Origin of the sequence: Collinsella sp. AM34-10 (assembly GCF_003469185.1) — a bacterium.
GTDB lineage: Bacteria > Actinomycetota > Coriobacteriia > Coriobacteriales > Coriobacteriaceae > Collinsella.
Map to the genome: position 1 here is coordinate 39,436 of NZ_QSIL01000001.1, position 13,595 is coordinate 53,030.

At 61.7% G+C, this 13,595-nt stretch carries 8 protein-coding genes; all 8 read left to right on the top strand.

The features are described 5' to 3' along the window. Positions 1-91: 91 nt before the first annotated feature. The 8 genes from DW823_RS00195 to rpsG all read left to right on the top strand — a co-directional run bounded on the left by DW823_RS00195 (position 92) and on the right by rpsG (position 13,583). Positions 92-1,228, top strand: a complete 1,137-nt coding sequence (locus DW823_RS00195) for a pyridoxal phosphate-dependent aminotransferase (protein WP_118079367.1) — start codon at positions 92-94, stop codon at positions 1,226-1,228. A gap of 507 nt (positions 1,229-1,735) precedes the next feature. Next, positions 1,736-2,257, top strand: coding sequence for a 50S ribosomal protein L10 (gene rplJ / locus DW823_RS00200; RefSeq protein WP_006235004.1), 522 nt, complete (start codon positions 1,736-1,738; stop codon positions 2,255-2,257). Between the two features lie 102 nt (positions 2,258-2,359). Continuing rightward, entirely contained in the window at positions 2,360-2,737 is a 378-nt protein-coding gene (gene rplL / locus DW823_RS00205) for a 50S ribosomal protein L7/L12 (protein WP_006235005.1), read from the top strand. A 313-nt stretch (positions 2,738-3,050) separates the two neighbouring features. Continuing rightward, a complete protein-coding gene (locus DW823_RS00210) occupies positions 3,051-3,959 on the top strand; it encodes a UTP--glucose-1-phosphate uridylyltransferase (protein WP_118079369.1) in 909 nt (302 codons plus the stop codon). 350 nt (positions 3,960-4,309) lie between these two features. Next, positions 4,310-7,738, top strand: coding sequence for a DNA-directed RNA polymerase subunit beta (locus DW823_RS00215; protein WP_233542958.1), 3,429 nt, complete (start codon positions 4,310-4,312; stop codon positions 7,736-7,738). Positions 7,739-7,744: 6 nt separating this feature from the next. Then, positions 7,745-12,220, top strand: coding sequence for a DNA-directed RNA polymerase subunit beta' (locus DW823_RS00220; RefSeq protein WP_199574269.1), 4,476 nt, complete (start codon positions 7,745-7,747; stop codon positions 12,218-12,220). A gap of 438 nt (positions 12,221-12,658) precedes the next feature. Next, entirely contained in the window at positions 12,659-13,036 is a 378-nt protein-coding gene (gene rpsL, locus DW823_RS00225) for a 30S ribosomal protein S12 (protein ID WP_006235012.1), read from the top strand. A gap of 73 nt (positions 13,037-13,109) precedes the next feature. Next, entirely contained in the window at positions 13,110-13,583 is a 474-nt protein-coding gene (gene rpsG, locus DW823_RS00230; protein WP_006235013.1) for a 30S ribosomal protein S7, read from the top strand. Positions 13,584-13,595: the final 12 nt, after the last annotated feature.

Genomic DNA, 13,595 nt, shown 5'->3' on the forward strand with positions numbered 1-13,595 from the left:
CGCCTCCTTTCCGGTTGGTTTCCGTTTAGGTTACACCGTCTGGCGGCGTCTCGCCGCGCTATCCTAGTGCAACCCTTACGAAAGGAACGCCATGCGTCTGCCCATGAATACCTCGCTTGCCACGCTCAAGCCCTCCGGCATCCGTCGGATCAATGCGCTCGCCGCCCAGCATCCGGGGTGCATCGCGCTTGCGCTTGGCGAGCCTGATTTTCCCACGCCCGATGTGATTAGCGCCGAGGTGACCGCCGCGCTGGGCCGCGGCGACACGCACTATCCGCCCAACAACGGTCGCCCCGCCCTGCGCGAGGCGCTGTCTGCCTACATGGGGGACGCGGGCCTTACGTTTTCGGCCGACGAGGTCATCCTGACCGACGGAGCGACCGAGGCCCTGTCGGCAACATTTATGGCTATGCTCAACCCCGGCGACGAGGTCATTATCCCAACGCCGGCCTTTGGCCTGTACGAGAGCATCGTCGTGGCCAATCATGCCAAAGCGGTCTTTTTGGATACAGAGCCTGCACAATTCCAGATTGACGAAGACGCACTTCGTGATTGCGTGACACCGGCGACTAAGGCCATCGTCATCTGCTCGCCCAACAATCCCACGGGTTGCATCCTCGACGCGGCGTCGCTCGACGCCGTGGCGCGCGTGACAGACCAGACGGGCATCTACGTAATCTGCGACGACGTATATAACCGCCTGGTCTACGTGGACGGCTACGAGCGATTTGCCCAGCGTCACCCGGAGCTTCGCGATCAGACGGTAGTTATCGAGAGCTTCTCCAAGCCCTGGGCCATGACCGGCTGGCGCTTAGGTTGGCTCGCAGCCGCAGCCCCCGTCATCGCCGAGATCGCAAAAGCTCACCAATACCTAGTATCGAGCGCCGTCTCCTTCGAGATGGACGCCGCAGCCCGAGCCCTGACCGTCGACCCAGCCCCCATGCTCAAAGTCTACCGAGCCCGCCGCGAACGCGTACTCGCAGCCTTAGACGCCATGGGCCTCGACGTAGTAGAGCCCGCAGGAGCCTTCTACACTTTCCCGAGCATCAAACAGTATGGCCTAACCAGCAAAGACTTCTGTATCAAAGCCATCAAAGAAGCAAACGTAGCCCTAGTCCCAGGCGACTGTTTCGGCACCGAAGGCCACATCCGCCTCAGCTACTGCGTCTCCGACAAAGATCTGGACGAAGGCCTAAATCGCCTGTCCACCTTCATTTCAACCCTGTAGCCATCAGGGACGCAACACATCAGCCCACCGACCCAAGCATTATGAGTGGGGCGCGCCGGCCAACGGAAAACCGGGCTGCCCCATAGTTGACGCAGGTCGCGCCGCCGAAGGCCAGGCGCAAGCTTTTCGTAGATTCCGCACGAGCCGAAGAGCACTTAATGTGCTCTTCGTGCGAGCCCAGGACCTGACCGAGCGAAAAGCTTGCGCCTGGCCTTCGGCGGCGCGACCGAGATGGTGGAATTGTGTGCAGCCAGGGTTGCCGTTGACCGACGCCGGGGTCCCCGCCATAATACTTTCGGTTCACGCACGAATCCGCTGCCAGAGACAGCCGGTGCAAACGGGCATCGCCCGCGAGCTTAATGGGATATCCCGCCAGCCGAGGTGGTCGAGTAGATATGTCTTCTCGCCCCCGTCGCTCATGCAGCGCGGGGGCTTTCTTTTTGGACATGCCCCCGTCACGTCCTTGTGGCGGACCGTGCCCGGAAAGAATTCGAGGAGGTGTAATTCATGCCCCAGCAGTACAAAATCGACAAGGTTGCAGAGATCGAGTCCCGTATCGCCGAGAACGCCGGTCTGTTCGTCGTCAACTACAACGGTCTGACGGTTAAGCAGGCTCAGGAGCTGCGTCATCAGCTTCGCGAGTGCGGCGCCGAGATGAAGGTCTACAAGAACAACCTGGTCAAGATCGCTCTCAAGAACCAGGAGCAGCCCGAGCTCGACGAGATCCTCGCCGGCCCCGTCGCTTATGTGTTCTACGAGTCCGAGCCGGTCGAGGCCGCTAAGGCCCTTAAGGACTTCTCTGCTAAGTCCAAGGGCGTCCTTGAGATCAAGGGCGGTATCTCCGACGGCAAGGCCGTTTCCGCTGATGATGTTAAGGCTATCGCCGAGCTGCCCACCAAGGATCAGCTTCTCGGCCAGATCGCCGGTCTCATCTCCGGTTTCGCTCGCGACATCGCTGTCTGCGTCAACGGCGTTTCCTCTGGTCTCGCTCGTTCGATCCAGCAGGTCTCCGAGCAGAAGGCAGCCTAGTCGCTGCTTTCACCCGCGGCGGCAACGTCGCACCCCTGGCGCATTCGCGCCGTGTTTTAACTGATCTCCGTGCACAGACACGGAAACCGAAAGGACTTAGAAATGGCTAAGCTTACCACCGATGAGATCATCGATGCTCTTAAGGAAATGACCCTTCTCGAGGCTTCCGAGCTCGTTAAGGCTATCGAGGACACCTTCGGCGTTTCCGCCGCTGCTCCTGCCGCTGTTGTCGCCGCTCCCGCTGCTGGCGCTGCTGAGGCCGAGGAGAAGACCGAGTTTGACGTCGTGCTCGAGGGCTTCGGCGACAACAAGATCCAGGTCATCAAGGCCGTCCGTGAGCTCACCAACCTTGGCCTGAAGGAGGCCAAGGAGGTCGTCGAGGGCGCTCCCAAGGCTGTTCTCGAGGGTGCCAAGAAGGAGGACGCCGAGGCTGCCAAGGAGAAGCTCGAGGCTGCTGGCGCTGCTGTCACCCTCAAGTAATCAGGCTTTCTCGCCAGATTTCTTTGCAGACGGGGTTCGCATTGCGAGCCCCGTCTTTTTTGTTTTGGCCTCTCATTCCCATTGCTCGGCACGCAGAACACCGTTGTCTTCGCCGTGCCAATCCCGTTACCGCTGGGGCGTAAAATTGCACCATTCGAGCAATAATTTGCGTTGACCTGCTGAAGAATTGCGTTTGCCTTACGGTGACGTATGTCTCCGGCGGTAAGATACTTCGGTATCGCAATTTGGTCTGCGGCCGCCGTGCCGCACGCACAGGGCGCATCCTGCGCCTGCGAAAGGATCCTTGAATAACATGAAGGCAATCATCCCCGCCGCCGGTCTTGGCACGCGTTTTCTGCCTGGCACCAAGTGCACGCCCAAAGAGATGCTGCCGGTGCTCGACAAGCCGGTCATCCAGTACGTCGTTGAGGAGGCGCTCGACCCCGAGGAGGTCGATGATGCCATTATCGTCACCTCTCCCGGCAAGCCCGAGTTGCTGAGCTACTTCCAGCCCGATCGTTCGCTCGAGAACCTGCTGCGCGAGCGCGGCAAGGATGCTTATGCCGACGCCGTCGCCCATGCGGGCGGTATGCCGGTCGACTTCCGTTATCAGTACGAGCCCAAGGGCCTCGGTCACGCCATTCGCTCTGCCGCTGACGCTGTGGCGGGGGAGAACTTCCTGGTTCTTCTGGGCGACTACGTTGTGCCCAACCGCGACATCTGCGATAAGATGCTCGCCGTTTCCAAGGAGCACGGTGGCGCTTCGGTTATCGCCGTTGCCGCGTGCGCTCCCGAGGAGGTCAGCCGCTACGGCGTTATCGCCGGCGATCGCGTGGGCTCTCTCGAGGGCTTCGAGAATGCCGCCGACGACGAGCCCGGTGCCGTTTGGCGCATCGGCGGCCTGGTCGAGAAGCCCGCTCCCGAGGCGGCTCCGTCCAACCTGTACATCGTTGGTCGCTACCTGCTGAGCCCGCTGGTCATGGACCTGCTGGCCGATCAGCAGGCCGGTAAGGGCGGCGAGATCCAGCTGACCGACGCCATGGCACGTTCGCTCGACCGCGAGGCCATGTATGCAGTCGTCATCGACCCGCTGTCGGGCTACGACACCGGCACTCCCTCTGGCTGGATGGCCACCAACGCCCTCATGGCTGCAAGCGACCCCCGCTTTGCCAGCGCCTTCTGGGACGCCATCGACGAGCGCGGCGGATTGATGCGTAAGTAAGCCTTCGGGCATCGACATTTACGGGCGCGGACTTCGGTTCGCGCCCGTTTTTTATAAGAGCTGCGATTGCTGGCTCCCTGTTCACAGAAAATATATGAACAGATGTTCGATACACATACATCTACCTGCGTGTTTTCCGTCGAAAAACTTTGCTACTCCAAAAACTCAATCGCGTCAAGGCTTTTCTTGCCCAACGGTCGGTACCTGATAAACTATTAGGTTGCGATAACTGGCGAAGCTATGCCTCGCCAACCCACCGAGCATTTCCGTGAAGGAGGAAAAACCTGGTGACCTACGCATACACTGCCACTGAGCGCAAGCGCGTCAGCTTCGGGAAAATCCCGGAGGCCATGGAGCTCCCCAACCTTATCTCTGTTCAAAGGGAATCCTTTGAGCGTTTTAAGGACGAGGGCCTTCGTGAGGCGTTCAAGGAATCCAGCCCCATCCAGAGCCAGAACCATGTTCTCGAGGTTACCTTCGGCGAGCATCAGTTCGGCGACCCCGCGCACACCGTCGAGGAGTGCCGCGAGAAGGATATGACCTATCAGGCTCCGCTTCTGACCGACGTCCGTCTCACCAACAAGGAGACCGGCGAGATCAAGGAGCAGCTCGTCTTCATGGGCGACTTCCCCATGATGACCGATCAGGGCACCTTCATCATCAACGGTACCGAGCGTATCGTCGTCTCGCAGCTCGTCCGCTCCCCGGGCGTGTACTACAGCTCCGAGATGGATTCGGGCAAGCAGATCTACAAGGCCCAGATCATCCCGTCCCGCGGTGCCTGGCTTGAGTTCGAGGTCGACAAGCGCGACCAGCTCATGGTCTCCATCGACCGTAAGCGCAAGCAGAGCGCCACGATGTTCCTGCGCGCCCTTGGCATCGCCGTCACCAACGACGATATCATCGAGCTGCTCGGCAACTCCGATGTGATCAAGCGCACCCTCGAGCGCGATACCGCCCTTACCCGCGAGGATGCTCTTATCGAGATCTACCGTCGCCTGCGCCCGGGCGAGCCTCCCACCGTGGATGCTTCCCGCAGCCTGCTCGAGGGCCTGCTCTTCAACCCGCAGCGCTACGATCTGGCCCGCGTCGGTCGCTACAAGGTCAACAAGAAGCTCAACCTCACCACCGAGGAAGAGGTCACGGTGCTCACCGACGAGGACATCGTCGCTACGCTTCGCTACCTGCTGTCCCTCGCTGCCGGCGAGCAGGGCTTCAAGGTCGACGACATCGACCACTTTGGCAACCGCCGCATTCGCACCGTCGGCGAGCTCGTCGCCAACCAGTTCCGTATCGGCATGAGCCGTATGGAGCGCGTCGTCCGTGAGCGCATGAGCTCCCAGGACATCGACGAGATCACCCCGCAGTCGCTCATCAACATCCGTCCGATCGTGGCCTCTATCAAGGAGTTCTTCGGTTCCTCGCAGCTCTCGCAGTTCATGGACCAGGCGAACCCCCTGACCGGTCTGACTCACAAGCGCCGTCTGTCCGCACTCGGCCCTGGCGGCCTTGCCGGCCACAAGTCGGGCTCCAGCCGCCGCACCAACGTGCCGACGGCCGTCCGCGACGTTCACAACTCGCACTACAGCCGCATGTGCCCGATCGAGACCCCCGAAGGCCCCAACATCGGCCTGATCGGCTCGCTCGCCCTCTACGCCCGCGTCAACGAGTATGGCTTCATCGAGGCCCCGTTCCGTCGTGTCGAGAACGGCGTTGCCACCGACCAGATCGACTGGATGACCGCTGACGAGGAAGAGAAGCACGTCATCGCGCCGGCCAACACGCCGCTCGATCCCAAGACCAACGAGTTCATCACGACCGATGCCGAGGGCAAGATCGTCCGTCCGCATACCGTGATCGCCCGTACCCGCGACTTCGACGGCTCCTTCGGCGCTCCCGCCGACGTGCCTGTCGAGGACGTCGACTACATGGACGTCTCGCCGCGTCAGATGCTCTCCGTCGCAGCCACGCTGATTCCGTTCCTCGAGCACGACGACGCCAAGCGTACGCTCATGGGCGCCAACATGCAGCGTCAGGCCGTGCCGCTGGTTCACCCCGCCGCTCCCTATGTCGGTACTGGCATGGAGCGTCGCGCCGCCCTGGACTCTGGCGAGGTTACCCTGGCCAAGAACGCCGGCGAAGTCATCTATGCCGACGCCTCCAAGATTATCGTCAAGCACGCCGGCGGCATGGACGAGTATCACCTGGCCAAGTACCAGCGCTCCAACCAGTCCACCTGCATCAACCACCGTCCGCTCGTGCGCGTCGGTGACACCGTTGAGCAGGGCGAGCCTCTGGCCGACGGTCCTTCGACCGATCATGGCGAGCTCGCACTGGGCCAGAACCTCACCGTGGCATACATGCCGTGGGAAGGCTTCAACTACGAGGACGGTATCGTCGTGTCCGAGCGCCTGGTGGCCGAGGACCTGCTGACGACCATCAATATCACCCGTCACGAGATCGACGCCCGCGACACCAAGCTCGGCCCCGAGGAGATCACTCGCGAGATCCCGAACCTCTCCGAGGACATGCTTGCCAACCTCGACGAGGACGGCATCATCCGCATCGGCGCCGAGGTCGGCCCTGGCGACATCCTGGTCGGCAAGGTCACGCCTAAGGGCGAGAGCGCTCTGACCGCCGAGGAGCGCCTGCTGCGCGCCATCTTCGGTGCCAAGGCTCACGATGTTCGCGACACCTCCCTTAAGATGCCTCACGGCGCTTATGGCCGCGTCATCGACGTCGTCCGCTTTAGCCGCGAGAACGGCGACGACCTGGCCCCCGGCGTCAACGAGCAGGTGCGCGTCTACGTCGCCCAGCGTCGTAAGATCCAGCAGGGCGATAAGATCGCCGGTCGCCACGGCAACAAGGGCGTTATCTGTAACGTTCTGCCGGTCGAGGACATGCCCTACATGGCTGACGGTACCCCGATCGACGTTATCCTCAACCCGCTGGGCGTTCCTTCGCGTATGAACGTCGGTCAGCTGCTCGAGTGCCACCTTGGCTGGGCTGCTGCCTGCGGTTGGGATACCGAGGATGCCGACTCCGACAAGTATGTCCCCGGTCCGTTCTTCGTCTCGACGCCCGTCTTCGACGGCGCCAAGGAGGACGAGATCGCCGAGGTCATCTGTCGCGCCAACAAGAACATGCTCAACAAAGCCACCGCTGCCTTTGGCGATCACATGCGCCCCGAGTTTGTCACCCAGCTTGACGAGCGCGGCAAGACCCGCCTGTTCGACGGCCGCACCGGCGAGGAGTTCCGCGAGCCCATTACCGTGGGTACGTCCTACATCCTCAAGCTCGGCCACATGGTCGACGACAAGATCCACGCCCGTTCGACCGGCCCTTACAGCCTGGTTACCCAGCAACCGCTGGGCGGCAAGGCTCAGTTCGGCGGCCAGCGCTTCGGCGAGATGGAAGTTTGGGCACTGTACGCATACGGTGCTGCCAACGTCCTGCAGGAGATCCTGACCGTCAAGTCCGACGATACCGTGGGCCGCGTCAAGACCTACGAGTCCATCGTCAAGGGCGAGAACGTCCCGGTTCCGGGTATCCCCGAGTCCTTCAAGGTTCTCGTCAAGGAGATCCGTTCCCTCGCACTGGACATCGAGCCCATGCACGATGCCGACGAGGACGCCTCCGCCCCTGTGACCGCCGAGGAGACCTCTGCTCTCGACGACCTGGCTGCGCTCGCCGGCGTTGACACCGACGTTGAGGCCCAGGATGCCGAGACCGCCGAGGCACCCGAGGCTGTCGCCGCCACGACCACTGATAAGGAGTAGTTGACTGTGGCAGATTTCGAAGCTACTGATTTTGACTCGGTAAAGATCTCCCTTGCCTCCGCCGACCAGATCCGTTCCTGGTCGCACGGTGAGGTCAAGAAGCCGGAGACCATCAATTACCGTACCCTCAAGCCCGAGAAGGACGGCCTGTTCTGCGAGAAGATCTTCGGTCCCGCCAAGGACTGGGAGTGCTCCTGCGGCAAGTACAAGGGCATCCGCTTTAAGGGCATCGTCTGCGAGCGCTGCGGCGTCGAGGTCACCTCGGCCAAGGTGCGTCGCGACCGCATGGGCCACATCGAGCTCGCCGCTCCCGTGTCCCACATCTGGTACTTCAAGAGCCCCACGAGCTTCCCGATGAGCCGTATGCTCGACATCAAGTCCAAGGACCTCGAGAAGGTTCTGTACTTTGCCAGCTACATCATCACCGAGGTCGACTACGAGGCTCGCGAGGCCGACGCTGACGACCTGCGCGAGGAGCTCGCCGCCGATCTGGAAGAGATCGATGCCGAGTGCGCCCGCCAGATCGAGTCCCTCAAGGAGCAGGGCAACCCCGAGAACTTTGACGAGTTCTCCGACGAGGAGCCGCTGACCCCCGAGGAGATCGCCTCTGGCATCGTCGACATCGAGGAAGAGTGCAAGGACGAGAAGCAGCTCCGCACGGACGCCTTCAACGCCTTCATGAAGCTTACCGAGCGCGACCTCATCTCCGATGAGCCGCTGTTCCGCGAGATGACCCGTTACTACTCCATGTACTTCAAGGGTGGTATGGGTGCCGAGGCCGTCCGCGACCTGCTCGCTGCCATCGACCTCCCCTCCGAGGCCGAGAAGCTCAAGGCCATCATCGCCGACGAGGATTCCCAGAAGCAGAAGCGCGAGAAGGCCGTTAAGCGCCTCGAGGTCGTTGACGCCTTCCTGAAGGGCGGCAACAGCCCCGCGAACATGATCCTGGATGTCATTCCGGTCATTCCGCCCGATCTGCGCCCGATGGTCCAGCTCGACGGCGGCCGCTTCGCCGCGTCCGACCTCAACGACCTGTATCGTCGCGTGATCAACCGTAACAACCGACTCAAGCGCCTGCTCGACCTGGACGCCCCTGCGATCATCGTGAACAACGAGAAGCGCATGCTCCAGGAGTCCGTGGATGCCCTGTTCGACAACGGCCGTCGTGGTCGCCCGGTCTCTGGCCGTGGCGGTCGCCCGCTCAAGTCGCTCGCCGAGGCCCTCAAGGGCAAGCAGGGTCGTTTCCGTCAGAACCTGCTGGGCAAGCGTGTCGACTACTCCGGCCGTTCGGTAATCGTTACCGACCCTAAGCTGCTGCTGCACCAGTGCGGTCTGCCCAAGACCATGGCGCTGGAGCTCTTCAAGCCCTTCGTCATGAAGCGCCTGGTCGAGCTCGGCAAGGTCGAGAACATCAAGGGCGCCAAGCGCGCTATCGACCGCGGTGCCACCTTTGTGTGGGATATCCTCGAAGAGGTCATCGACGGTCGCGTCGTGCTGCTCAACCGTGCACCGACCCTGCACCGTCTGTCCATCCAGGCCTTTGAGCCGGTGCTGGTCGAGGGCAAGGCTATCCACCTGCACCCGCTGGTCTGCTCGCCCTTCAACGCCGACTTCGACGGCGACCAGATGTCTGTCCACGTGCCGCTGTCCAGCCAGGCTCAGGCCGAGGCTCGCGTGCTCATGCTCTCTGCGAACAACCTGCGCTCGCCGGCATCCGGCAAGCCGGTTAACATCCCTTCGCAGGACATGATCATTGGTGTGTACTACCTCACCCAGGTCCGCGAGGGTCTGCCGGGCGAGAACCACGTGTTCGCCAGCTTCGACGACGCGCTGCACGCCTATGACTGCCGTTCCGAGGTCGACATGCAGGCCAAGATCCAGGTTCGCGTGTCCGCTGCCGATGCCAACGTCATCAACGAGGACGGCACCCGTATCTTCCGCGTCAAGAACGGCAAGAACGAGTTCGTCGACTACGACGTTACCGGCAACAAGACCGCGCGCTTCGAGACCTCTATCGGCCGCATCATCTTCAACCGCCAGTGCCTGCCCGAAGACTATGAGTTCATGAACTACAAGATGGTCAAGGGCGATGTGGCCAAGCTGGTTGCCGACTGCTGCGATCGTTACCCCGAGGCCAAGGTCGGCCCGATCCTCGACGCCATCAAGTACTCCGGCTTCCACTACGCTACCCGCGCCGGCCTCACCATCTCGGTGTGGGACGCTCTCATCCCTGCCGAGAAGCAGGAGCTGCTCGATCGCGCCCAGGCCAACGTCGACCAGATCAACGAGTACTTCGAGGAGGGCTTCATCAACGAGACGGAGCGCCACATCGAAGTCGTTAACGAGTGGACCGCTTGTACCGACAAGGTTGCAGCGCTCATGCTCGACTTGTTCGACGAGGAGAACCCGCTCTATATGATGGCCGACTCCGGCGCCCGTGGTTCTAAGACCCAGCTGCGTCAGCTCGGCGGCATGCGTGGCCTGATGGCAGACATGTCCGGCGAGACGATCGACCTTCCCATTAAGGCGAACTTCCGCGAGGGCCTGCTGCCGCTCGAGTACTTCATTTCGACCTACGGCGCCCGTAAGGGCCTGGTCGATACCGCATCCCACACCTCGGACTCTGGTTACCTGACCCGTCGTCTGGTCGACGTGGCCCAGGACGTCATCGTCCGCGAGGAGGACTGCGGTACGCACGAGGGCGTCACCTACAACCTCATCATCCCCGGCACCACCGACCTCAACACCGACCTCGTCGGCCGTTGCTTCATTGAGGACGTCGTGGCTCCCGATGGCACCGTGCTCTTTGAGCAGGACGGCTACATCGAGAAGGTCGCCGACATCCAGAAGATGGTCGATGCGGGCCTCAAGAAGGTCAAGCTTCGAGCGCTGCTCACCTGCCGCTCCAAGTACGGCGTGTGCCAGAAGTGCTACGGCTGGGATCTTTCCACCCGTCGTCCGGTCGCCATCGGTACCGCGGTCGGCATTATTGCCGCCCAGTCCATCGGTGAGCCCGGTACGCAGCTTACGATGCGTACCATTCACTCCGGCGGCGTCGCTGGCGTCGACGATATTACGCAGGGCCTGCCTACGGTCAGCCGTATGTTCGATATCGTCGGCAACGTCAACGAGAAGATCCTGGGTCGCGAGGCCGAGCTGGCTCCGTACTCCGGTCACCTCTCGATTAAGCCCGAGAAGTCCGAGTACGTGCTGACGCTCACCGACTCCGAGGACCACACCCGTGTTCTCGACGAGCGTCGCGTCCCCGCTTCGGTGCGCTTTATGCCCGAGATCGAGGACGGCTGCGAGGTTCGCGCCGGCGACCAGATCACCAAGGGCTTCGTCAACTTCCGCAACCTGCGCAAGCTGACCGACATCGAGTCGACGATGCACACCTTCGTCGAGAGCGTCAAGGACGTCTACACCAGCCAGGGCGTCGACCTGAACGACAAGCACATCGAGGTGCTCGCACGTCAGATGCTGCGTCGCGTTCAGATCACCAACCCCGGTGACTCCAAGTACCTGCTTGGTCAGTACGTCGACCGCTACGAGTTTGCTGACGAGGTCGAGCGCGTTGCCCGTCTGGGCGGTCAGGCTCCTGTGGCCGAGCCCGTCATCCTGGGTACGCTCAAGGTCGCGTCCAACATCGACTCCTGGCTGTCGAGCGCTTCGTTCATCCGTACCGCCGGCGTCCTTACCGAGGCTGCCATCGAGGGCAAGGTCGACCACCTGCTCGACCTTAAGTCCAACGTCATCGTCGGTAAGAAGATCCCGGCCGGTACCGGCCTCAAGCCGTACGCCAACGCCAAGCTGACGTATCGTACGGCCGACGGCTACGTGGACATCGACGGCCCGGCTTCGCCCAACGCCAAGTCGCTGCCCGAGTGGGCTCCTGTGGAGCTCAAGGACCTGGACGAGCAGCTCCCGCAGCAGCTCGACTGGGCCGGGTACGACGAGTTCGGTGGTGCTGACGGTTCGTTCACCCGCAACGGCCACACCATCTCCGCCGAGAAGGCTCGCCTGTACCTGTTCGACGACCTGGGCGTGTCGCAGCGCTGGACCAACAAGTTCAGCGAGGTCGGCATCGAGACGGTCGGCGACCTGGTCGGCAAGTCCGAGGAGGATCTGCTGCGCATCGATGGTATCGGTGCCAAGGCGATCGAGGAGCTCCGTGACGGCCTGGAGGCCCACGACCTGCTCTACATCCTCGAGAACAACGACGACGTTGCCGACGAGGAAGACCTCTCGCAGCTGCTGCAGATGGTCTTTAGCCCCGACGGTCCGGACGATATCCTGCTGGGTACCTCCGCTCCGACGCATCACGCCGACGCCGACGAGGAGCTCCTGGGCGCCCCGATCGACGACAAGAAGGCTCCCGCCAACGGCGCGATCAACGAGGACATGGCTTCCCTCGACGAGCTGCTCAACCAGCTCGTGGACACTGACGACGCCGAAGAGGCCAAGGACAACGACGAGGAGTAATTTCCTAGTACGTTAACCGTTCTTATAAAGGCTCGCTTCCCAACAGGGGAGCGGGCCTTTTTTGATGAGGAACGTTGCCCCAACGAGCACGTCGGATTCCCGGGCCGGGCGGCACAGGGGTTAAGTTTGTCGCGAGTTCCGCACGAGCCGGAGGCCACTTAATGTGGCCTCCGTGCGAGCCAGGACTGTAGAGCAGCAAACTTAACCCCTGTGCCGCCCGGCCCGGGAATCCACCCCCGCGCACAGGAGGGGATTCCTTTTGTGTAGGCTTTGCGGAAATGTGGCTATTTAAGGATACGCCCGGCGGCGTGGTCTGTTGACGGCACAGCTAACGGCACGTATCCTATCGAACTGCGTGTTTCGTAGGGGGATGCTGACCCCTCGATTCAAGCCGTTGCACTTTACAGAAAGCTGGAATCATTCGAGAAGGAGTACGCTTTGCCTACTATTAACCAGCTGGTTCGCCAGGGCCGTCGTTCCGTGCCCAAGAAGTCCAAGAACGCTGCTCTGCAGCACAACTCCCAGAAGCGCGGCGTGTGCACCCGCGTCTTCACCACGAGCCCCAAGAAGCCGAACTCGGCTCTTCGTAAGGTTGCCCGTGTTCGCCTCGTCAACGGCATCGAAGTTACTGCTTACATCCCGGGTGAGGGCCACAACCTGCAGGAGCACTCCATCGTGCTCGTCCGCGGCGGTCGTGTCCGTGACCTCCCTGGTGTCCGTTATCACGTCATCCGTGGCGCCTACGACGCTGCTCCGGTCCAGAACCGTATGCAGGCCCGTTCCAAGTACGGTGCTAAGCGCCCCAAGGCCAAATAAGCCAGATAACGTTTTGATACTTTCGCCGTGTGCCGCCTAAGCGCCGCACGGTAGACACTTAAGGAGATTTCACATGCCGCGTCGTGCAGCAGCTAATCGTCGTGAGGTTCAGCCTGACGCCGTTTACAACAACCGTCTGGTGACTCAGCTCATCAACAAGGTCCTTCTTGACGGCAAGAAGGCCACCGCTGAGCGCATCGTTTACACCGCTTTCGAGATTGTTGCCGAGAAGTCCGAGGGTGGCGACGCTCTCGCTACCTTCAAGAAGGCTATGGACAACGTCAAGCCCACGCTCGAGGTTAAGCCCAAGCGTGTCGGTGGCGCTACCTATCAGGTCCCGATGGAGGTCAACTCCCGTCGTTCCACCGCTCTGGGCATCCGCTGGATTGTCAACTTCTCCCGCGCTCGCAAGGAGAAGACCATGGCCGAGCGTCTCGCCAACGAGATCCTCGACGCTTCCAACGGCCTGGGCGCTTCCGTCAAGAAGCGTGAGGACGTCTTCAAGATGGCCGAGGCCAACCGCGCGTTCTCTCACTATCGTTGGTAAGTTAAGGTAAGG

Coding starts and splice junctions, on each gene's coding strand:
- DW823_RS00195 (WP_118079367.1), top strand. CDS start 92: ATGCGTCTGCCCATGAATACCTCGCTTGCCACGCTCAAGCCCTCCGGC.
- rplJ (WP_006235004.1), top strand. CDS start 1,736: ATGCCCCAGCAGTACAAAATCGACAAGGTTGCAGAGATCGAGTCCCGT.
- rplL (WP_006235005.1), top strand. CDS start 2,360: ATGGCTAAGCTTACCACCGATGAGATCATCGATGCTCTTAAGGAAATG.
- DW823_RS00210 (WP_118079369.1), top strand. CDS start 3,051: ATGAAGGCAATCATCCCCGCCGCCGGTCTTGGCACGCGTTTTCTGCCT.
- DW823_RS00215 (WP_233542958.1), top strand. CDS start 4,310: ATGGAGCTCCCCAACCTTATCTCTGTTCAAAGGGAATCCTTTGAGCGT.
- rpsG (WP_006235013.1), top strand. CDS start 13,110: ATGCCGCGTCGTGCAGCAGCTAATCGTCGTGAGGTTCAGCCTGACGCC.